General features: G+C 44.4%; 22 protein-coding genes. 11 read left to right on the forward strand and 11 right to left on the reverse strand.

Translation table 11 applies throughout. From position 1 onward, the window contains the following. The first annotated feature begins 10 nt into the window (after positions 1 to 10). Positions 11 to 1,207: a cytochrome P450 gene (locus BTA30_RS14345; RefSeq protein ID WP_076761997.1), complete on the forward strand. Its 1,197-nt coding sequence runs from the start codon at positions 11 to 13 to the stop codon at positions 1,205 to 1,207. A 43-nt stretch (positions 1,208 to 1,250) separates the two neighbouring features. On the opposite strand, the gene BTA30_RS14350 is transcribed toward BTA30_RS14345, so the two are convergent. Beyond that, positions 1,251 to 2,087, reverse strand: coding sequence for an ion transporter (locus tag BTA30_RS14350; RefSeq protein ID WP_076761998.1), 837 nt, complete (start codon positions 2,085 to 2,087; stop codon positions 1,251 to 1,253). 161 nt (positions 2,088 to 2,248) lie between these two features. Between BTA30_RS14350 and BTA30_RS14355 the strand changes: the two genes are divergently transcribed. Together BTA30_RS14355 and BTA30_RS14360 are read left to right on the forward strand one after the other, a co-directional pair. Next, positions 2,249 to 2,671, forward strand: a complete 423-nt coding sequence (locus BTA30_RS14355; protein WP_076761999.1) for a MerR family transcriptional regulator — start codon at positions 2,249 to 2,251, stop codon at positions 2,669 to 2,671. A 60-nt stretch (positions 2,672 to 2,731) separates the two neighbouring features. After that, on the forward strand, positions 2,732 to 3,916 hold the full coding sequence (locus BTA30_RS14360) for an MFS transporter (RefSeq protein WP_076762000.1): 1,185 nt from the start codon (positions 2,732 to 2,734) through the stop codon (positions 3,914 to 3,916). A gap of 42 nt (positions 3,917 to 3,958) precedes the next feature. Here the strand turns inward: BTA30_RS14360 and BTA30_RS14365 are convergent, their stop codons facing one another. Beyond that, complete coding sequence (locus BTA30_RS14365) at positions 3,959 to 5,515, reverse strand: ABC-F family ATP-binding cassette domain-containing protein (RefSeq protein ID WP_076762022.1); 1,557 nt, start codon at positions 5,513 to 5,515, stop codon at positions 3,959 to 3,961. Between the two features lie 150 nt (positions 5,516 to 5,665). Here BTA30_RS14365 and BTA30_RS14370 point away from each other — a divergent pair, with 150 nt between their 5' ends. Then, positions 5,666 to 6,796, forward strand: a complete 1,131-nt coding sequence (locus tag BTA30_RS14370) for a DEAD/DEAH box helicase (RefSeq protein ID WP_076762001.1) — start codon at positions 5,666 to 5,668, stop codon at positions 6,794 to 6,796. 25 nt (positions 6,797 to 6,821) lie between these two features. Here the strand turns inward: BTA30_RS14370 and curA are convergent, their stop codons facing one another. Next, positions 6,822 to 7,838, reverse strand: coding sequence for an NADPH-dependent curcumin/dihydrocurcumin reductase (curA, locus tag BTA30_RS14375; RefSeq protein ID WP_076762002.1), 1,017 nt, complete (start codon positions 7,836 to 7,838; stop codon positions 6,822 to 6,824). A gap of 65 nt (positions 7,839 to 7,903) precedes the next feature. Beyond that, positions 7,904 to 8,275 (reverse strand): DUF3212 family protein, encoded by a 372-nt coding sequence (locus BTA30_RS14380; RefSeq protein ID WP_076762003.1) that lies wholly within the window; start codon positions 8,273 to 8,275, stop codon positions 7,904 to 7,906. 196 nt (positions 8,276 to 8,471) lie between these two features. On the opposite strand from BTA30_RS14380, the gene BTA30_RS14385 reads away from it, so the two are divergent. The 3 genes from BTA30_RS14385 (at position 8,472) to BTA30_RS14395 (ending at position 11,011) form a co-directional block, all read left to right on the forward strand. Continuing rightward, complete coding sequence (locus tag BTA30_RS14385) at positions 8,472 to 8,819, forward strand: YflT domain-containing protein (protein ID WP_076762004.1); 348 nt, start codon at positions 8,472 to 8,474, stop codon at positions 8,817 to 8,819. 109 nt (positions 8,820 to 8,928) lie between these two features. Next, complete coding sequence (locus tag BTA30_RS14390) at positions 8,929 to 10,365, forward strand: anion permease (RefSeq protein WP_076762005.1); 1,437 nt, start codon at positions 8,929 to 8,931, stop codon at positions 10,363 to 10,365. Positions 10,366 to 10,423: 58 nt separating this feature from the next. Continuing rightward, positions 10,424 to 11,011, forward strand: coding sequence for a VanZ family protein (locus BTA30_RS14395; protein WP_076762023.1), 588 nt, complete (start codon positions 10,424 to 10,426; stop codon positions 11,009 to 11,011). 7 nt (positions 11,012 to 11,018) lie between these two features. On the opposite strand, the gene BTA30_RS14400 is transcribed toward BTA30_RS14395, so the two are convergent. Next, positions 11,019 to 11,801 carry an MBL fold metallo-hydrolase gene (locus BTA30_RS14400; protein WP_076762006.1) on the reverse strand — a complete coding sequence of 261 codons (783 nt, stop codon included), beginning with the start codon at positions 11,799 to 11,801 and terminating at the stop codon, positions 11,019 to 11,021. Positions 11,802 to 11,939: 138 nt separating this feature from the next. On the opposite strand from BTA30_RS14400, the gene BTA30_RS14405 reads away from it, so the two are divergent. From BTA30_RS14405 to BTA30_RS14415, 3 genes are all read left to right on the forward strand, one after another. Continuing rightward, positions 11,940 to 12,731 (forward strand): MBL fold metallo-hydrolase, encoded by a 792-nt coding sequence (locus BTA30_RS14405; RefSeq protein ID WP_076762007.1) that lies wholly within the window; start codon positions 11,940 to 11,942, stop codon positions 12,729 to 12,731. A 210-nt stretch (positions 12,732 to 12,941) separates the two neighbouring features. Further along, positions 12,942 to 14,585, forward strand: coding sequence for a M14 family metallopeptidase (locus BTA30_RS14410; RefSeq protein ID WP_076762024.1), 1,644 nt, complete (start codon positions 12,942 to 12,944; stop codon positions 14,583 to 14,585). Between the two features lie 133 nt (positions 14,586 to 14,718). Further along, on the forward strand, positions 14,719 to 15,819 hold the full coding sequence (locus tag BTA30_RS14415) for a nitric oxide synthase oxygenase (protein WP_076762008.1): 1,101 nt from the start codon (positions 14,719 to 14,721) through the stop codon (positions 15,817 to 15,819). Positions 15,820 to 16,060: 241 nt separating this feature from the next. On the opposite strand, the gene BTA30_RS14420 is transcribed toward BTA30_RS14415, so the two are convergent. The 3 genes from BTA30_RS14420 to BTA30_RS14430 all read right to left on the reverse strand — a co-directional run bounded on the left by BTA30_RS14420 (position 16,061) and on the right by BTA30_RS14430 (position 17,358). Continuing rightward, complete coding sequence (locus BTA30_RS14420) at positions 16,061 to 16,699, reverse strand: SdpI family protein (protein WP_076762009.1); 639 nt, start codon at positions 16,697 to 16,699, stop codon at positions 16,061 to 16,063. Continuing rightward, on the reverse strand, positions 16,696 to 16,980 hold the full coding sequence (locus BTA30_RS14425; RefSeq protein ID WP_076762010.1) for an autorepressor SdpR family transcription factor: 285 nt from the start codon (positions 16,978 to 16,980) through the stop codon (positions 16,696 to 16,698). The genes BTA30_RS14420 and BTA30_RS14425 overlap by 4 nt, the downstream gene beginning before the upstream one ends. 105 nt (positions 16,981 to 17,085) lie before the next feature. Continuing rightward, on the reverse strand, positions 17,086 to 17,358 hold the full coding sequence (locus BTA30_RS14430; RefSeq protein ID WP_076762011.1) for an acylphosphatase: 273 nt from the start codon (positions 17,356 to 17,358) through the stop codon (positions 17,086 to 17,088). Between the two features lie 109 nt (positions 17,359 to 17,467). Here BTA30_RS14430 and BTA30_RS14435 point away from each other — a divergent pair, with 109 nt between their 5' ends. Then, positions 17,468 to 18,118, forward strand: coding sequence for an MOSC domain-containing protein (locus tag BTA30_RS14435; RefSeq protein ID WP_076762025.1), 651 nt, complete (start codon positions 17,468 to 17,470; stop codon positions 18,116 to 18,118). 42 nt (positions 18,119 to 18,160) lie between these two features. Here BTA30_RS14435 and BTA30_RS14440 read toward each other — a convergent pair whose 3' ends face one another. The 3 genes from BTA30_RS14440 to map form a co-directional block, all read right to left on the reverse strand. Further along, positions 18,161 to 18,292: a YflJ family protein gene (locus BTA30_RS14440; RefSeq protein WP_076762012.1), complete on the reverse strand. Its 132-nt coding sequence runs from the start codon at positions 18,290 to 18,292 to the stop codon at positions 18,161 to 18,163. Between the two features lie 134 nt (positions 18,293 to 18,426). Then, positions 18,427 to 18,582 (reverse strand): hypothetical protein, encoded by a 156-nt coding sequence (locus tag BTA30_RS23430; RefSeq protein ID WP_094777342.1) that lies wholly within the window; start codon positions 18,580 to 18,582, stop codon positions 18,427 to 18,429. An 87-nt stretch (positions 18,583 to 18,669) separates the two neighbouring features. Then, positions 18,670 to 19,422: a type I methionyl aminopeptidase gene (gene map, locus BTA30_RS14445; protein ID WP_076762013.1), complete on the reverse strand. Its 753-nt coding sequence runs from the start codon at positions 19,420 to 19,422 to the stop codon at positions 18,670 to 18,672. Positions 19,423 to 19,471 lie beyond the last annotated feature (49 nt).

A 19,471-nucleotide genomic window follows, 5' to 3' on the forward strand; every position in this document is an offset into this window, starting at 1 on the left:
GAGGGATGACATGACAACAGATTTTCACGCGGCAAAGCCAAGCCTGCTTGCTGATTCAGATTTTTGGAGAGACCCTTATCCCTTTTATGATAAACTGAGGTCCGTTCATCCTGTTTATAAAGGGACTGTATTAAAATATCCGGGCTGGTATGTAACAGGATATGCTGAAGCGGCAGCGATTTTGAAAGATGCCAGATTTAAAAACCGCATTCCTCTTCCTGAAACGGGGACAAAATACGAAAATCTTAAAAATGTACAGCAGGATATGCTGTTATTTAAAAACCAGTCTGACCATAAACGAATGCGTACGCTTGTTGGCAAAGAATTGACACCGAAGATGGCAGACTCCTTTCGTCCTTATATAAAAGAAGCCGTTCATGAATTGCTGGATCAAATTCAAAGGAGAGGAACGGCGGACATTGTTTCAGAGTATGCCTTTCCTTTGGCAAGTCTTATCATCGCCAAAATCCTTGGAGTGCCGGAAGAGGAGAGATATCGATTCAGACAATGGACGGCCCGCTTAATCCAGACGATCGATTTGACCCGATCAAGAAAGGCGTTGGCAAAAGGCGGCGATGCCGTCTTCCAGCTGACGGCATATTTTAAAAGCTTGATTCAAAAGCGAAAAACGCGTCCTCGGGAAGACATGATCACTAGATTCACCATGCACGAACAGTTAACAGAAGAGGAAGTGCTTGCAACATGTATATTGCTTGTTATTGCCGGACATGAGACGACGGTCAACCTTATAAGCAATGGATTGTTTTCTTTAATAAATCATCCTGAAGAGCTCGGCGCACTGAAGGAGGAGCCCCAGCTTATTGAATCCGCTGTCGAGGAGTTTTTGCGCTATGAAAGCCCGACACAGCTGACGGCGCGCACGGCTTCAGAAGACTGCGAAATCAACGGGGACATCATAAAAAAAGGAGAACAGGTATATATCCTTTTAGGTGCTGCCAATCGTGATCCGAACAAATTCAAGCATCCTCATCTACTGGATATCTCCAGAAAACCGAATCAGCACCTAGCCTTTGGATATGGCGCTCATGTCTGTCCAGGTTCCTCATTGGCGCGCCTCGAAGCACAAATTGCCATTTCTGCATTTTTGGAGCGGGCGCCCGAGCTTCGGCTGGCTGCATCCAATGTTCAATACCGCAAATTAATTGGTTTTAGATCGCTGATCGAGCTGCCTGTTGCCCTCGGATGAAAGTGAATATAGGAAAAAGGGCTGGTTTAGATGCCAGCCCCTTTTAGTCTTTCTTTTCATTTTGTGTGATATAGGTTGTTAAAAGCGCCTTGAGCTCTTTGATTTCTGCCCTCAATTCTTTTATTTCTTTTGTATCCTCTTTTAACTCGCCTGTTTCATCTTCTATTTCCTGAGAAATTTTTTGGGCGTTGTTGACGATTTCCCCGACGATCAGATTGATCATAATAAATGTCGCAATGACGATAAATGAGATGAAATACAGCCATGACCAGCCGCTTTCGGCAAAGATCGGCCTGAATATGCCGCTTGCCCATGATTCAAGTGTGAACGTCTGAAACAGCGTTATAAAGCTGAGCTGCAAGTTTCCGAAATATTCCGGTGCAATATATGAGAAGAACATCGTCCCGATGACGGCGTACACGTAAAAAATGATCGTCATCAATAATATGACGCTGCTGATTGTCGGAATCGCCATAAACAACGCATTGACGATACGTCTTAATGACGGAACAGAGGTGATCGTCCGCAATACCCGGAGCACCCGGAAAATTCGGAGTACACTGACGAAATTGGTGTTATAAAGAACCAAACTGCCGACGACGATAATAAAATCAAAAACGTTCCAGTTGTTTTTAAAGAAATGGAGTTTTTGCACGAATAGTTTAAGAGACAGTTCAATGACAAAAATCGCTAAAAACAGACAGTCTAAAATAAAAAATACGTTTTGATAAGGCTTAAAAAATGTATAGGTCTCCAAGCCGATGGAAATCGCATTTACAATAATGACAAACGTAATGAAATACTGAAACATGCGGCTCTCGACGAGCGCAGAAACTTTGGTTTTAAATGATAAAAATCCCTTGTTTTGATGAGTATTCACCCTGTTTTTTTATCCTCCCGTTTTGTTTTCATTTCTATGATACGTTACATAGACTAGAGGCTGTCAAGCAAGTTATTTTTTATCGGGTAAACTTAACGTTTACGTAAACATTCGATAATGATATAATAAAAAAATCAAAGAAGATCAGGGGGGATATGGACGTGGACTGGATGAAGATTGATCAAATAGCAAAGCGAAGCGGTTTGACCAAAAGAACGATACGCTTTTATGAAGAAATCGGTCTGCTTTCTTCACCAAAGCGAACAGAGGGCGGTGTCCGCCTTTATTCTGAAGACGATCTGGGAGAGCTTGAAAGAGTGATAAGCGCGAAGGAAGTTTTAGGATTTTCTCTGCAAGAGCTTCAGCAATTTATGGAAATGAGCAAGCATCTTGAAATGAATAAAGAAGGCTATCTTTTATCATTGGATAAAGTGGAGCGAAAAGAAAAGCTTGAAGATATTCAAAACATGCTGAATGAACAGCTGAGAATGATTGATGAAAAGATCGAAAAGTTTCAATCATTCAAAAAGCGTCTGGAGGGTATGCAACATAAGGCCCGACATGCGCTGAGTCATATTGATTAAACAAAACAAACGCTATTTTGATAGCGTTTGTTTATTTTTGGAAGGAAGGTCTGATTTGTTATGAATGAGCAATCATCTAAGAACTCAAGTATACTTAAACAGCCAAAAGCAGTGTGGGCCGTAGCATTTGCTTGTGTCATCTCTTTTATGGGAATAGGGCTGGTCGATCCGATCCTGCCGGCGATTGCTCAACAGCTTCATGCTTCCCCCAGCCAAGTTTCACTTCTGTTTACAAGCTATCTGCTTGTGACAGGCTTTGCGATGCTTTTGTCAGGCGCCATCTCAAGCCGGATTGGAGCAAAGCGGACATTAATATGCGGTCTTATTTTAATTATTATTTTTGCGGGGCTGGGCGGATTTTCACATTCCATCTCCCAGCTTGTCGGCTTTCGGGGCGGCTGGGGGCTCGGCAACGCCTTGTTTATCTCAACAGCTCTTGCTGTTATTGTAAGTGTTGCATCAGGCGGAAGCGCAAAAGCGATTATTTTATATGAGGCGGCGCTGGGATTGGGGATTTCAGTCGGTCCCCTTGCAGGCGGAGAGCTTGGAACCATATCATGGAGAGCGCCGTTTTTCGGAGTATCTGTTTTAATGGCGGTTGCTCTGCTTGCGATTTCCGTTCTTTTGCCGCGGGTTGCGAAACCGCAAAAGAAAATTTCCGTCAGCGCTCCGATAAAGGCGCTGCGTTATAAAGGATTATTCACACTGTCTGCGTCCGCTTTTTTGTACAACTTTGGCTTTTTCACTTTGCTTGCTTATTCGCCATTTGTTCTTGATTTAAATGAAAGAGGCCTCGGCTATGTCTTTTTCGGCTGGGGACTGTTTCTTGCAGTCACATCCGTTTTCACCGCTCCGGCTGTACAGCGCGTCTTTGGAACCGTCCGTTCTCTTATTCTGCTGTTTATGTTGTTCGCAGCTGATTTGTTAGCGCTCGGCATTTGGATGGAGCATATGGCTTTTGTTATCGTGTTGATTATCATAGCAGGCGGTATTTTAGGAATGATCAATACGATTTTGACAACCGCGGTGATGGAAGCAGCACCTGTCGAACGATCAGTCGCTTCATCGGCCTATAGCTCAATCCGGTTTATCGGCGGCGCGATTGCACCATGGATTGCCGGTGTGTTGGCCGATCATTTCAATCCGAATATCCCTTATTTCGCCGGGTGTGTAGCGGTGCTTGCCGGCATGGCTGTTATTATAGGCGGCCGCCGTCATTTGGCTGGCATCAAAGTCGGGCATTAAATAAAAAAACTTGTTTCCCTGCAAAGGAAACAAGTTTTTTTATTATAAGACCTTCGTCGTCCATGATTCACAGTTCCATGTATCTGTTGCGATCTCCATATAAAACTCCGGTTCGTGAGAGATGAGGAGGATTGAGCCTTTGTATTCTTTCAGGGCTCTTTTTAACTCTTCCTTAGCTTCAACATCCAGGTGATTTGTCGGCTCATCGAGCACGAGCAGGTTTGTTTCAGAATTAATGAGCTTGCACAGTCTGACTTTCGCTTTTTCCCCTCCGCTTAAAACGGAAACCCTGCTTTCAATATGCTTTGTCGTCAGTCCGCATTTTGCAAGGGCTGCGCGGATTTCGTACTGAGTAAAGGACGGAAAGTCGTTCCACACTTCTTCAATACATGTGTTGCTGTTGGCTTCTTTAGCTTCCTGTTCAAAATAGCCTATATGAAGGTATTCCCCCCGTTCGACTTCTCCTGACAGCGGTGAAATTTCGCCGAGCAGGCTTTTCAGCAATGTCGTTTTTCCGATGCCGTTTGCCCCGTGCAAGGCGATTTTTTGCCCGCGTTCCATCCTCAGGTTTAACGGACGGGAAAGCGGTTCGTCATAGCCAATGACGAGATCTTTTGTTTCAAAAATCAGCTTTCCTGATGTTCTCGCCTGCTTAAAGTGAAATTCCGGCTTCGGTTTTTCAGAAGGGAGCTCGATCATATCCATTTTATCAAGTTTTTTCTGCCTGGACATCGCCATATTGCGCGTACTGACCCGCGCTTTATTGCGGGCCACGAAATCTTTAAGCTCGGAAATTTCCTGTTGCTGCTTTTTATAGGCCGCCTCAAGCTGCTGCTTTTTGGCCTCATACACTTCGCGGAATTGATTGTAATCACCGACATAGCGGGTCAGCTCCTGATTTTCTACATGGTAGATCAGATTGATAACACTATTGAGGAACGGAATGTCGTGTGATATCAGAATAAACGCGTTTTCATATTCCTGCAGATAGCGCTTGAGCCATTCGATATGCTGTTCATCCAAGTAGTTTGTCGGCTCGTCAAGCAGAAGGATGTCGGGCTTTTCCAGCAGCAGTTTGGCTAGCAGCACCTTTGTCCGCTGGCCGCCGCTTAAATCTGTGACATCCCGATCAAGTCCGAGGTCATGAAGCCCGAGCCCGCGGGCGATTTCTTCAACCTTTGCATCAATCGCATAAAAATCATTGTTGGTCAGAGCGTCCTGGATCGTCCCGACTTCTTCAAGAAGCTTTTCAAGCTCTTCAGGATCGGCCTCACCCATTTTGGCGTAGATCGCATTCATTTCTTCTTCCATCGCAAATAAATAATGAAAGGCATTTCTCAGTACATCGCGGATCGATTGTCCGCGTTCCAGCACTGTATGCTGGTCAAGGTAGCCGACCCGGATTTTTTTTGACCATTCCACTTTGCCCTCATCAGGTTCAAGTTTTCCTGTAATGATATTCATGAAGGTTGATTTTCCTTCGCCATTCGCTCCGATGAGACCGACATGCTCGCCTTTTAGCAGGCGAAAGGAGATATCATGAAAGATCGCCCGGTCGCCAAAACCGTGGCTTAGCTTTGTTACCGATAATAAACTCATGTTTTGCACCTCTAATGTATAGTAAAAAACCATTTCTGTATCCTATAAGATTATATCGAACTTCTCGGGAACAATAAAAGAAAAATTGCGCTGCAGCTTCTGTTTTGAGATACTAGGTGCAGAACCAACCTGAGTATAAAGGAGAAAAACATGACAGAAAGATGGCCATTTTTAGATAAAGCAAAACCGTTTATTAAAGAAAATTGGGAGGCGGCAGGCTTTCTCGCACCGACGAACGTTCAAAAAAGCACGGCTGAAATGATTTTGGAAGGGCGTGACGTGATCGCCGAGTCGCCGACGGGAACGGGAAAAACGCTCGCTTACGTCCTGCCGCTCCTGGAAAAAATAAAAGCGGATGAAAAAAACATCCAGGCTGTGATCCTCGCTCCTTCCCGGGAGCTTGTCATGCAGATTTTTGATGTGATCACAGAGTGGAAAAAAGGCTCAGATATCAGAGCCGCATCTTTCATCGGAGGAGCAAACATTAAAAAGCAGCAGGAAAAGCTGAAAAAACATCCGCACATCATTGCGGGCACACCGGGACGATTGAATGAGCTTATCAAAATGAAGAAGCTGAAAATGCATGAAGTAAAAACGATTGTCCTTGATGAAACAGATCACCTGCTTACCCCGGAGCACCGCGGCACGATAGGAAACATCATCAAGTCGACGCTTCGCGACCGGCAGCTTCTCTGTTTTTCCGCAACTTTAAAAAATGATACCGAGCGCGAGCTCCGTGAGATGACGAAAGAGGCCGAGCTTTTCCGGATTAAAAGAACAAGTGAAGAATCCGCTAAAGTCAAACATCAATATCTCGTCTGCGACCAGCGGGATAAAGTCAAAATTCTGCAAAAATTTTCAAGGCTGGCAGGCATGCAGGCGCTGATCTTCGTGAAAGATATCGGCAATTTAAGCGTATATGCGGAAAAGCTCAAGTTTCATCATGTGGATGTCGGCGTCCTTCACAGCGAGGCGAAAAAAATCGAGCGGGCCAAGATCTTGCAGGCGTTTGAGGCAGGGGAGTTTACATTGCTTTTGGCGACTGACATCGCGGCGCGCGGGATCGATATTCAAGATCTCCCATATGTCATTCACGCCGATTTGCCAAATGAAGAAGGCTATATCCACCGTTCAGGCAGAACGGGAAGGGCCGGAAATGAAGGAACAGTGATCAGTCTGGTCAACCGTATGGAAGAGGAAAGGCTGAAAAAACTTGCGAAGAAGCTGGGGGTTCATCTTCAGCAGATCGTCTATGAAAGAGGACGAATCATTGAAAAATAGGAGGAGGCTCTTTGAGCCTCCTTTTTTATTCGGGTTCAGATACTTTAATCAGCTGTTTTCCAAGGTTTTTTCCTTTAAACAAGCCTAAAAATGCTTCCGGAATTCGTTCGAAGCCTTCTGTAATCGTTTCTTCATATTGAATCCGGCCGCTTTTCAGCCATTCGGCAAGCTGTTTGGCGCCTTCCGGAAAACGGTCGCGATAATCATTGACGACAAATCCCTTCATCAGTGCGCTCGATTTAATTAAGGCCGTTTGAACGCGCGGTCCCATGTCATCCTTTGCGCTTTCGGCATTATAAGAAGAAATCGCACCGCACACCGGAATCCGCGCAAATTTGTTGATGAGCGTGAGCACGGCATCTGAAATGCTGCCCCCGACATTGTCAAAGTAGACGTCGACCCCGTTCGGGCATGCTTTTTCAAGCGCTAAAGCGATATTTTCAGTCGTTTTATAATTGATCGTTTCATCAAACCCGAGCTGTTCTTTCAAATACGCGGTCTTTTCATCAGAACCGGCGATTCCGACGACCCTTGCCCCTTTGATTTTGGCGATTTGTCCGACGGCTGAGCCGACTGCCCCCGCGGCCCCAGAGACAACAACCGTTTCTCCGGCTTTTGGGCGGCCGATATCAAGAAGACCGAAATAAGCCGTCAAGCCGGTCATGCCGAGAATTCCGAGATAGGCAGTGACAGGGGCGAGTGAAGGATCAATTTTTTGCAGATTTGTTTCAGGAACCGCAGAATACTCCTGCCAGCCCAAGTTTCCTACAACGATATCTCCTTTTTGAAGCTTGTCCCCTTTTGATGAGATGATTTCGCCGATGACTCCGCCGGTGATGACCTCATCAAGGGGAAAAGGTTCAACATACGATTTCGCATCCTGCATTCTGCCCCTCATGTAAGGATCTACAGAGACATAAAGCGTTTTGACAAGCACTTCTCCGTCTTTTGCTTCCGGAATTTCTGTTTCTTTTATGCGGAAATCTTCCATGACAGGAATGCCTTGCGGCCGTCTTGCAAGTTCAATTTGTTTTTGCAGCATAATGACTCCTCCTTTTATCCATAACCTTATCATTTAAAATAGAAACTTTGCAAAACATGAGCCGGTTAATGAAAGGTCTTCTGGAGAACTGAATCCGGAAGAAAAAGATGATAAACATCGGCATTTCTTTCGTTTAAGAGATATTGATTGGCATTTTCCCTGGAGTCTTTGATCATGTCTTTTGTAATGAAAGGAAGCAGTGAAAAAAGATACGAGGCCAGGATGTCCTCTGTGTTGCTTGCCGTTCTCTTCTCCGGATCACCGATATTCATGATGATCGAAAAGACATAATCAATATTGATGCCGAACTGCCGGGCCGCAAAGGATTCAAGAAGATGCGTATCGACTTCTTGATGACCTTTCCTTGACAAAATTTGTTTAGTTAAATCACAAATGATCCATGCGTTGTATTGTTGTTCTGGTGAAAAATAATTCAAGCTAAAATCACCTCATTTCAGCCTTGTCTTTTTTAAATGTACCTGAAACGGCAGACCTCTTAAACAAAATGTCTGAATATTTATAACGATTGTAATATTGAAATAAAAATGTCATGAGAGCACATTGATTTGTTTCAGCTTCCCAGACCGAGGGGTATTTCATAAATACAGCATTCAAAAAGAGGAGGAGATTCACATGAAACCGGTAGTAAGAGAATACACAAATGATGAGAAGCTCTTGAAGGATGTTGAAGAGCTCAAGAGTATTGGCGTCGCGAGAGAAGATCTTTATGTTCTTTCACATGATGATGACAGAACGGAACGGATCGCGGATAACGCGGAGGCCAATACGATTGGAGCGGAGGAGACAGGCCTCAAACATGCAGTCGGCAATATCTTTCATAAAAAAGGAGACGAACTCCGCAATAAAATTCATGAGATCGGCTTTTCAAAACAGGAAGCGGATCAGTTCGAAGAGCGGCTTGATGAAGGGAAAGTGCTCCTGTTTGTAACCGATCATGATAAAGTGAAATCCTGGGTGTAAAACAGACTGCCGACTTAGTCGGCAGTTTTTTTAGTAAAATAAAATTTGAATGGCATATATAAAGGAGTAGAATAATAAATGAAAACGATATGAATAGGAGGAGAAACTAGTGGCTACAGAAAAAAACACAGACCAAAAACCAGCACTTCAAATCCTTCCTCTTGCAGTCACGATTTTAGTCGGAGCGGTTATTTGGTTTATTCCGCAGCCTGCCGGTTTAGATCAGAAAGCATGGCACTTATTCGCAATTTTTGTAGCAACGATTATCGGCTTTATATCTAAACCGTTGCCGATGGGGGCAATCGCGATATTCGCATTGGCTGTGACGGCCCTTACCGGAACCTTGTCAATCGAAGAGACGCTGAGCGGATTTGGAAACAAGACGATTTGGCTGATCGTCATTGCTTTCTTTATTTCACGGGGGTTCATTAAAACAGGATTAGGCGCGAGAATCGCCTATTTATTTGTGAGGATGTTCGGCAAAAAAACGCTCGGACTTTCATATTCGCTGCTTGTCAGCGATTTGATTTTGTCGCCGGCGATACCAAGCAATACAGCAAGAGCTGGCGGGATCATTTTTCCGATTATCCGTTCGTTATCTGAGACCTTTCAATCGACACCTAAAGATGGAACTGAACGCCGCATCGGAGCGTTTTTGCTGAAAGTCGGCTTTCAGGGTAATTTGATTACCTCAGCGATGTTTTTAACAGCGATGGCTGCAAACCCGTTGATCGCAAAGCTTGCCCATGATGTGGCCGGCGTTAATCTGACATGGACAAGCTGGGCGGTAGCGGCAATCGTTCCTGGACTTGTCAGCTTGATCATAACGCCGCTTGTCATTTACAAGCTGTATCCGCCCGAAGTTAAGGAAACACCTGATGCCGCGGCGATTGCGACAGAAAAGCTGAAGGAAATGGGTCCGTTCAAAAAATCAGAGCTCTCCATGGTCGCGGTCTTTCTGCTCGTCCTTTTTTTATGGGTCTTTGGCGGAAACCTAAAAATCGACGCGACGACAACGGCCTTGATCGGTTTAGCTGTTTTGCTTTTGACCCAGGTTTTGACATGGGAAGATATTAAGAAAGAGCAAGGCGCGTGGGATACGCTGACATGGTTTGCGGCGCTCGTCATGTTGGCGAGCTTCTTGAATGAGCTTGGAATGGTCGGCTGGTTCAGTGATGCGATGAAGTCGTATGTCTCCGGGTTCTCCTGGATCAGCGCATTTCTTATTTTAATTGTCGTGTACTTTTATTCACACTATTTCTTTGCGAGTGCAACCGCTCATATCAGTGCGATGTATTCGGCTTTTCTCGCCGTTATCGTCGCCGCAGGCGCACCGCCGCTGTTAGCGGCTTTAAGCCTCGCATTTTTCAGCAATCTTTTTGCTTCGACGACACACTACGGGGCTGGAGCCGCCCCCGTCTTTTTTGGAGCAGGCTATATACCGCAAGGCAAATGGTGGTCGATCGGCTTCATTTTGTCGATTGTTCATATTGTGATATGGCTTATTGTCGGTGGATTATGGTGGAAATTGCTGGGTATATGGTAAGATAAAGGAGGCAGGAGACATCCTGCCTTCTTTTTTTAGATTGAAAGGTGTGGTTTTAATGTTTTGGTCGCTTGATTTAATGGTGCCCGGTTTTATATGTGCTTTTATTTATTTTTTGTATGATATTATGAAAAACCGAAAAAGAACGAGTTTTTTTAGAAAACTTGTTTTTGCCAGCTTCCTTGTTTACTTATGCGCCGTCTTTCAATTGACGATAGGCGACATTCATTTTCCAGATCAGGAGTTCGCTTATCTTGATGTTCAGCCCATCCCTTTTTATTTTGTGGGTGATTGGCTCGAGATGTATGAGCAGGCCGGATTAGATTGGTTTTTTTGGAATTCTGTCAGGCTTACGTTTTATAATGTATTGCTGCTCTTTCCTTTAGGCGTTTATCTTTCATTTCTATGGAGAAAGACTACGCTAAAAAAAGCGGCTGTTCTTGTGTTTTTGACGAGCTTTCTCATTGAAAGCCTGCAGCTGGTATTATCTGCTTCAGGAATCATCATGGCACGAATGTTTAATGTTGATGACTTAATATTAAATACTGCCGGCGGCGTGATCGGATTTTGCCTTAGTACATATGTGCTTCATACAATCGGAAAAGGCTTCCGTGTGAAAGGTCTGCATATTTCAGATAAAGCGTAAACGGAGGCTAAAACTGAATGCTGAAGTTTTTAAATTCATGGATGCCTGTTCCGTGCCTTGCCAGACCATGTGTCTTTAAATAATGTGCGGCGCTTTCGGTTTCCTTTAAAATGCCGGGATCAAGACCAAGCTGATGGTGTCCTCCAAAAACTCTCCTTACACCTTTAATGGCGGAGATTTTTTCAAGGGAATGGACTAGGTCCAGAGGGTTTGTCGTCGGGTAGAAAGCATAGACTGGCGCTCCGGTATAAAGCAGGTCGCCAGTGAACAAATAGCCTGCCGTCTGATCAAAGATGCAGATATGCCCCGGAGAATGTCCTGGTGTATGGTAAATGACCAGCGGTCTTGAATGGCTGCCGATTATGTCGCCGTCTTTAAGAATGCCTGCTGGTTCGCCTTTGTACGGCGTATAGCTTTCAGGAGAAAATGTATCTGGGACTGGTTTTGTGATATCGCGTGAAACATCGCGGCGTATCTGTTCAATTGGCAGTCCTTTGATTCCGTCTGTAAGCCATTCCTTCTCAGCTTCATGCACATAAATGAAATCATATTCACCATGGCTTCCGATGTGGTCCCAGTGCACATGGGTTGTCATTACCTTGATCGGCAGGCTTGTCAGCCTGTCCGTGATTTTTTTCATACTGGCAATGCCAAGGCCTGTATCGATTAAAAATGCCTCTTCTCTTCCAAGAAGCAAATAAGAGTGCACATTTTCCCAATGGCCGTATTCACTGATCGCAAACGTATCCCCACCCAAGTCAGTAATGGTAAACCACTTATCATCAATCATTTGCTTCCCCCTCAGGTCACGCATTATTTCAAATGTATCACGCTGCTTCTACTGCCGGCAAATGAAGAAAAAACTCATAAATGTTTGCAAAAAAGCGCACACTAGTGAATGCAAATGATAAGTAAGTGTGGTGACATGATGAGTGATCCTTATATGCCGCTGACTTCTATTAAAAGCGGGGTCTTGAAGGAATATGCCAAAGGAGTTTACGGATTAACCGTTCAAATTGTGAATGTATATTTTATTTTCGATCCTGATTCGCGTGAAGCCGTGTTAATCGACGCGGGTATGCCAAAATCTGCACCTTTCATTTTAAAAGAAGCAGAAGAGCGGTTTGGCGGTGATTTTCAGCTGAAAGCGATCGTTTTGACGCATGGGCATTTCGATCATGTCGGCGCATTGGAGGAGCTTCTGGAAAAATGGCCGGTCCCCGTTTACACTCATCCTGAAGAAATGCCGTATTTAACGGGGAAAGCGGATTATCCGCCTGCAAAACCGGATGTGAAAAGCGGACTGGTGGCAAAGCTTTCTCCATTATTTCCGCGGCATTCAATCGATATTTCATCCCATGTAAAGCCGCTTAGTGAAGACGGCTCTGTTCCTTTCCTTCCCGGCTGGAAGTGGACGGACACGCCAGGCCATACACCAGGGCATATTTCGCTTTTCCGGGAGTCGGACAGAACCTTGATCGTCGGGGATGCCGTTACAACGGTAGAACAGGAATCTCTTTTTGAGGTGGCGATTCAAAAACAAGAGCTGAACGGTCCGCCTGCTTATTTTACGATGGACTGGACAAAAGCGGCAGACTCGATTCGCAAGCTGGCTGAACTTAAACCGGCATCACTGTTGACAGGCCACGGCGTGCCGATGATGGGGGACGATTTTTCACAGGAACTGCTCAGTCTGTCCAACCGCCTTCCCGTTTCATAGCCAGAAGCAAGTGTTAGCTGAAACATTCGGTTCGCCTGAATGTTTCTTTTTTATGAGAGTGCGAGTGAAAAATGAACCATTTCTTTCATAGCGTTTGTTCCAGTTTCCAGCTGTGTATGTGTACCAATTGATTCATTTTCTGAAATTTTAGACAAAAAATGCGCGCGTTTCATTTATAATGCAGGTATGCTGGAAAGGAGCTGAGGAATGATGAATGTGCAAAAAAGGGTGCAAGCTTTGCTGGGGATCACAATTTTATTTGCCGGACTGCTGTTCTTCGATGTGGCGCATGCCGCTGAAACCCCTTATTACGGAAAAAATTACGCTCAGCCAGAACCATTATCTTCATTATATCCAGAGCCTGAAGAAACATTTAAAACGCCTGCTTTCGTAAAAAAGGGGGAAGCCTTTACGACACAGGAAGAAATGATGAAGTTTATCAACAGTCTGACAAAAAAAAGTCCGTACGTCAAAATGAAAAATATCGGTTTTTCGATTGAAAAAAGAGAAATTCCTGTGCTTTATTTTACAAAAGATGACCGTATACGGTCGATATCCAAAAAGCCGATTATTTGGCTGCAGGGACAAATTCACGGAAATGAACCGGCTGCCGGGGAAGCGACTTTGGCAATGGCCGAGAAATTGGCCGGGCCATACGGGGATAAAGTCCTCGATAAGGTCAACGTGGTCATTGTCCCGAGAGTTAATCCTGACGGCTCTTATCACTTTAACAGAAGGCTTTCAAGCGGAATCGACGGAAACAGAGACCATGTGAAGCTTGAGTCTCCCGAAGTACGCGCCATCCATAAGGAATTCATTCAATATGCTCCAGAGGTCGTCATTGACGCACATGAATATGGTGTGGGCCAAAACGAATTTCAACATATCGGTGAAAAAGGGACATTGAAATACCACGATATTTTAGTTTTATCAGGAAAAAATTTAAATATCCCGGAATCCATCAGGAATGCCTCTGACAGCCTTTATGTGAACGGCATCAAAGCAAAGCTTGATCAGAAAGGTTTCTCAAATGATTCCTATTATACGACTGGAAAAAGCAAGGACGGGAAAATCGAAATCTATGAAGGCGGCACAGAAGCGAGGATCGGACGCAATGCCTTTGCTCTTCAGCCTGCTCTTTCCTTCCTTGTTGAAAGCAGGGGAATCGACATCGGACGCGAAAATTTCGCAAGAAGGGTCGCTGCTCAAGTGGCGACACATGAGACCATCATGAACACGACGGTCAAGCATGCAGCTGAAATCAAACATCTTGTCGCCGCTGAAAAATTAAAGCTGATCCAACAAGGGGCAAAAGGAAATGACAAGGATCAGGTCGTCATTACAAGCGACTTTGCCGGGCCGTTTGCAGATACGCTGAAAATGGCGGATATTGCTTCAGGACAAGCAGTCGATGTCCCCGTTCAATATTACAGTGCGAGCCAGGCTGTACCGACCCTGTCGCGAACACGGCCGAGAGCCTATCTTGTCTTGCCGGGACATCAAGATATCGATCAGAAATTGAAAGACCAAGGGCTAAAAAGCGTGACGCTGAAGTTTAAGAAAAAACTTTCAGCAGAGGCTTTTCAGGTTGTCTCTAAAGAAACGGCGGGAGAATCAGAAGGCCGTCCCGTCATCAAAGTAGAAACAAAGCTTAAAAACAAGAAAAAAGAGTTTCCAAAGGGAACAAAAATCTATTTTACTGCCCAGCCGCAGAGCAATCTCTTATCGATTGCGCTTGAACCTGAATCAGTTGACAGTTTTGTAAGCACAGGCTATATTTCTTCTGAAGCGGGGAAAGAGCTTCCTGTCTATCGCTTTATGTTCGATCAAAAGACGCTTCATATTCAAGAATAAAAAAGAAGGCATCCGACCCTTTGGCGGATGCTTTTTTAGAGGTTTTTTGTCTTTTCATACAGAAAGGTTTTAAACTGTGCCGGAAACTTATACAATAAATATCAACCTAAAAGCAGGAAAGGAGAGAATTCGGTTGGAAGCACATGAAGAGCGATGGAATGAAGCAAAGGCCTTCATTGAGATATGCTTCGGAGAACTGTCAAAATCCGAAGAGGAAAAAAAGCTGCGTTTACATAACATACGAGAAGAAATCAAGAAAACCGGCACCTATACACATACAATGGAAGAAATCGAACATGGAGCAAGAATGGCTTGGAGAAACAGCAGCCGCTGCATCGGCAGGCTGTTTTGGCATTCTCTTACTGTCCTGGACAAAAGGGACGCCCGGACGGAAGAAGAGGTGCGGGATGCGCTGTTTCAGCATATTCGATTAGCGACTAACAGCGGAAAAATAAAACCGTTCATTACTATATTTCCTCCAGAACAAAACGGGGAAAAGAAAGTCACCATTTGGAACCATCAGCTGATCAGATACGCGGGATATGAGACGGAAAACGGCGTTGTCGGCGATCCGGCTTCAACAGAGCTGACAAAAGCGTGTCAGGCGCTTGGCTGGAAAGGAGAGGGGACGCTTTTTGATCCGCTGCCGCTCGTTTTTCAAATCGCAGATCATCCTCCTGTCTGGTATGACCTGCCCAAGGATATCGTAAAAGAGGTGCCGCTCATACACCCTGACATTGCAGCTTTTCAAGATTTGGGGCTGAAATGGTATGCCGTTCCGATTATTGCGGACATGAAGCTCGAAATCGGAGGAATCCATTATAATGCCGCACCTTTTAATGGATGGTATATGGGAACAGAAATAGGCGCGCGCAACCTCGCTGATACAGACCGCTATAATGTGCTGGAAAAAGTGGCGGCCGTTATGGGGCTTGACACAGAGCGAAATGCCTCCCTGTGGAAAGACAGAGCGCTTGTTGAGCTAAATACGGCTGTGCTTTACTCTTATAAAAAAGCGGGTGTCAGCATCGTTGACCACCATACAGCGGCAAGCCAATTTAAACGGTTTGAGGAACAGGAAGCTGAAGAGGGGCGGGAGCTCTCGGCAAGCTGGACATGGCTGATTCCGCCGTTATCACCGGCATCGACCCATATATTCCACAGCTATTATGAAAATAAGCCGGTAAAACCAAATTATTTTTATCAGGAAAAGCCTTATCTCGGGGATTACTAAAGAGGAAAATCGGAGATCAAAAGAAAATACTTTGTGCCATGCAGCGTGTTCGCTGTTTTTTGCAATGCTTACATATAGCAAAGATGCAAAAATCTTGCTCTGTCATACGGCAGGCGAGATTGCCTTTATTCATAGGCCTTACCCAAAAAACAGGCTCGATGACGTTTTCTTATCAAGATCGCCGGCGCATGAATCATCAATGAAAGGCTCCGTATCGGAGCCTTTTTCACTGATCCTCATGTCAGCTCTTCACATCCATTTCTTTTCGATAGAGAACATAGGAATAGATATAGGGAGCAAAAACCGTGATCAAAATAATGGGCAGCATCATACCTTCGCTTATTGAAAACAACCCGTCCGCCGCTATCAGAAGTCCTGCGGCAGTAAATACTTTCGCCGCAAATCTGTGGGTCTTCTTCCAAATCGCATCACTGCTCAATGTCCAAGGATTCTTAATTCCGAAAAAGAAATTGGAGCGGACTCTCGGAAGGTAATTGCCGATCACGATCAATAGAACGCCCACAAGCACCGGAACGATGCTTCCCGTCGGCAGGTCATAGCCGAGCCCTGTCATGACTACTAGCAGATTGATCAAGAAAAATAACAGCAGCATTGCATTTATGAGAAGATGATATGTTTTTGAAAAAAGCTGATAGTTCTTTCTGCGCGGATCCAGTTTTGGAGTCAGGATCATCATGATATACAGAAAGACAAGCAAACCCATCATGGTCAGCATCGCTTCCATTTTTGAAGCATATCTGTCAACTTCGCCTGAGGACGACCAATGGATGGGCACTTGATCGGATATGTGCGGATAAGCGATCGCCCACATCAAAAGATTAGCTAAAATAATAGATAGTGAAAATATGTGCTTCTTCATTTTGTATCCCCTTCGTTTTTGCCGGTTTGTTCAGTAAAACTGAAAGCCCAGCTGATAATGTCTTGAAACATGGTTGTATTCAGAGAGTAAATGATGAACTGGCCTTTTTTTTCATCTTGTATTAATTCGGCCTGTTTTAAGATTTTCAAATGCTGTGAAATACTGGGTTTTGACATTTGGAAGTGCCCTGAAATTTCACCAGCGGTCAAATCCCGCTCTTTCAGCAGATTCAAAATCTTTCTTCTTGTCGGATCAGCTAAGGCTTTAAACATTTGATTCATTTGTAAGCATCCCTTAATTCGAAATTTAGTTATTTAACTAAATACTAAAATTAAATACGGAATAAGTCAAGGAGCAATTAAAAAATCCGCCGTCAGCGGCGGATTTTAATAGCTGATATTAAATTTTTGATATCCGTCGAGTTGTTTTGTTTCTTCTACTTTCACATTCGTTACGTTTGAGAACGGACTGCCTTTTTCTACTGCTTTCAAGAAGTGTTTCAGGCTTTCTTCCGGGCCTTCGGCACGAATCTCCACAGCGCCGCTGTCGAGATTTCTCACCCAGCCGGTTAACTTGTGTTTGTCTGCTTCCATTTGAACGAAGTAGCGAAAGCCCACACCTTGGACACGCCCATCTATAATGATTCGATATTGAAGCATAGAGAACACCCCTTCTTCTATGCTATCATATTTCCCATTTTAAGATCATGGGATAGACATAATCTAAAGGAATCGTTAAAATATGAAAATAAAGGAAGGACGTGAAGTTTTGGAAAATCGAAAGTATGAGATTTTTTCTATTTATGTCGGACATCCGGACACATATGACTTTGAAGGAAAGAAGGTAGAGACGGCGATTTTCAAAGAGCCCGTCGATAAGCCCGTGTATTTAAGCCGCACAAACTTTGAAGGAGACAGGCAGGCTGATCTCGTCCATCATGGCGGAGCGGATAAAGCGGTTTGCGTCTATCCGGCGGATCATTATGGATACTGGGAAGACGTCCTGAAGAAAAAGCTTCCTGAAGCGGCATTCGGAGAAAATTTGACGGTTAAAGGCTTAACAGAAAAAGGTGTGTGCATCGGGGATACTTTTAAGCTGGGAGAAGCTCTTGTTCAAGTAAGCCAGCCGCGGCAGCCGTGTTTTAAGCTTGCCAAAAAGTTGAATGAAAAAGATATGGTATTGAAAGTGAGAGATACAGGCTACAGCGGATTTTATTTCAGAGTATTGGAAGAAGGGATCGTTGCGCCGGATGCGCAGCTGCAGTTCGTTTCCCGTGATGTGAATGAAGTGACCGTTTCATACGCCAACCATCTGATGTATCATGACAGGGATAATCAGCCCGCCATTCGCAAGATCCTTGAGGTCGATGCTTTGTCAGAAAGCTGGAGAGCGTCCTTTTTAAAACAGCTGAGCGCTTAAAAATAAGCCGTGCCGAAAGCGGCACGGCTTAGAATGAGTGGTTTATTTTTTTACGCTTTCTAGCAGATTGGCTAAAAAGTGCGCTTTATAGCTTTGAAGCTTTCTTCCTTCATACTTCGTCATTCCGAGCTTTTTCAGTTCCTCTACATACCAGCCTTTGCTTCCGTAATGCATGGCAGAAAACCCCCTTCTATTATTCGATGCAATTGGCATTCTAACATCTATAGAAAAACGTTGAAAAGGGGTGGGCGAAAATTTTCCGAAACTGAGTCTTTCGTCCTGGTTCGGGAGTTTGACCATGCAGAATTTCAGCTGTGTGTCAGGCTCGTAATGATCATGACAAGGATTGAAATGCTGAGAACAATTCCGATGTATTTTAAATAGCCGTTCTTTTTTTTATGAGCATATACGATTAAGAACACGCTCTCAATTAAAAAGATCAGCCCGATAATAGCAAACAGCATAAGAAAAAGGGCTCCTTTCGGATACATTCTGTTTTATATTTTAACATAAAAGCCCGGACTTGCATGAGTCCGGGCTTTGAATGAAAATCAGTCAAGCTGTGTTAAAATAATCGGTTCGTTTTTCGTGATGACGATCGTATGCTCGATCTGTGCGACGAAGCTTCCGTCGGGCGTTTTGAAAGTCCAGCCGTCTCCGGATTCTATAGTATGTTCGGCTTTTGTTGAAACAAAAGGTTCAAGAGCAATGACTGTTCCGTTTTTAAACAGCGCATTATCAAACGGATCATAGTAATTTAGAATATGGTTCGGCGCTTCATGAAGGTTTTTTCCAATGCCGTGTCCAGTGAGGTTTTTAATGACGGTAAATCCGTTTTCTTTCGCCTCGTTGTATACGGCTCTGCCGATCTGATTTTGTTTTTTGCCGGCCCGCGCCTGCAAAAGGCCTTTTTGAAAAGCGCTTTCGACACATTCGCAAAGCTTGTGCAAGGTCTCATCGCCTGTGCCCAATACGAATGAAATGCCGGTGTCTGAGTAGTAGCCGCCGAATTCCGCGGAAATGTCAATGTTGATCAAATCGCCTTCCTTTAAAATGGCGGATTTGCTTGGAATTCCGTGGGCAACCTCATGATTTACGCTGATGCATGTTGTTCCAGGGAAATCATATTCCTTCTCCGGAGCTGATGCTGCTCCATAGGCTTCAAGCACTTCTTTTCCAATGAGATCAAGTTCTTTTGTACTCATGCCTGGAGCTGCTTTTTTCTTCATTTCCTCCCTCGCCAAAGCGACGATTCTGCCGATTTTTTTGAGCCCTTCAAGCTCTTGGTCATTCGTTACAATCACGATTCATTCCCGCTTTCTTTTTTTATATTCCAAATCAAGCTTACCATAT

Source organism: Bacillus swezeyi, from assembly GCF_001969815.1.
In the GTDB taxonomy this organism is placed as follows: domain Bacteria; phylum Bacillota; class Bacilli; order Bacillales; family Bacillaceae; genus Bacillus; species Bacillus swezeyi.